We start from the raw sequence: 1,366 nt of genomic DNA on the forward strand, positions 1-1,366 counted from the left end.
CAGGGATGTTGCGTTCTCGGTCTGTGATCCGCTGAACAGGGATTTCGTGAGATGACCGGCCTTTGTGGAGGTGGTAGAAGCGGGTGAAGCCCTCAAGGTGATCATGGAGTTCTTCACGCTGCACGATCACCGAGGAACTCCACCCGCCGATGGCATCATCTCTGATCTCCGCACTGACCGTGACAACCCCTGGCTCCGACACGCCACCGTCGCCCGTCACCGATAGTGAACACGCTGGGCTCGCCGAGGCCCTGGGCCGGATTCCGGACCCACGAAATCCCCACGGGACCCGCTATCCGCTCGTGGCGTTGCTGACCGTCGCGGTCTGCGCGGTCCTGGCCGGTGCCACCTCGTTCGCCGCGATCGCCGACTGGTTGTACGACCTCGACGAGCCCGACCAGGTCCGGCTCGGGTTCACCCGGGGTGTGCCGGCCGCCACGACGATGTGGCGGCTGATGACCTGCCTCGACGCGGCCCTGCTCAGTGCTGCTCTGGCAGGCTGGCTCCAGTCGCGGACGCCGCCGGCACCCGCCCGGCCACGCCGCTACCGGACCGTGATCGCCGTCGACGGCAAGACATTGCGGGGCTCCCGTCTGCCCGAGGGCCGCCAGACGCATCTGCTGTCCGCGCTGGACACCAGCACCGGCATCGTCCTGGCCCAGGTCACCGTCGACACCAAGTCGAACGAAATCCCAGCGTTCACCCCGCTTCTCGCCGAGGTCGAAAACGTGCTGGGCAGCCTGACCGGGGTCCTGTTCGTCGCCGACGCGATGCACACCCAGACCGATCACGCCGAACAGATCACCAGCCGCGGAGCACACCTGCTGCTCCAGGCGAAGGGAAACCAGCCCACCCTTCACACCCAGCTCAAGACCCTGCCGTGGGCGCAGATCCCAGTCGGTGACCGCACCCGCAACCGCGGGCACGGCCGCAAGGAGACCCGCACGGTCAAGGCCGTCACCCTGCACACCCCGGGCGGGATCGCCTTCCCCCGCGCCCAGCAGGCCGCCCGGATCACCCGGACCCGCACCGTGGACGGCAAGACCAGCCGGGAGACCGCCTACCTGATCACCTCTCTGACCGCCGCCGAAGCGCAACCCGCTGACCTGCAGAAATGGGCCAGGGCAGAGTGGTTGATCGAGAACCAGATCCATTTCATCCGGGATGTCACGTTCCGTGAAGATCTGCATCAAGCCCGGACCGGCACCGGACCCGCCGTCATGGCCACCCTGCGTAACACCGCGATCGGCTGGCACCGCATCAACGGCGACACCAACATCGCCCGTGCCAACCGACGCGCCGACCGCCGATCACACGACCTCATCACCGCTGTGACCAGCAGTTACCCCAGAACGCAATGACCCTG

Annotated in this window: 1 protein-coding gene; it reads left to right on the plus strand. The window is 67.1% G+C overall.

All coding sequences use genetic code 11. From position 1 onward, the window contains the following. Window positions 1–251: 251 nt before the first annotated feature. Window positions 252–1,361, plus strand: coding sequence for an ISAs1 family transposase (locus tag ACQ0O7_RS45080; RefSeq protein WP_430792095.1), 1,110 nt, complete (start codon window positions 252–254; stop codon window positions 1,359–1,361). Window positions 1,362–1,366 lie beyond the last annotated feature (5 nt).

This window comes from Actinoplanes sp. G11-F43 (genome assembly GCF_050589265.1).
GTDB lineage: Bacteria > Actinomycetota > Actinomycetes > Mycobacteriales > Micromonosporaceae > Actinoplanes.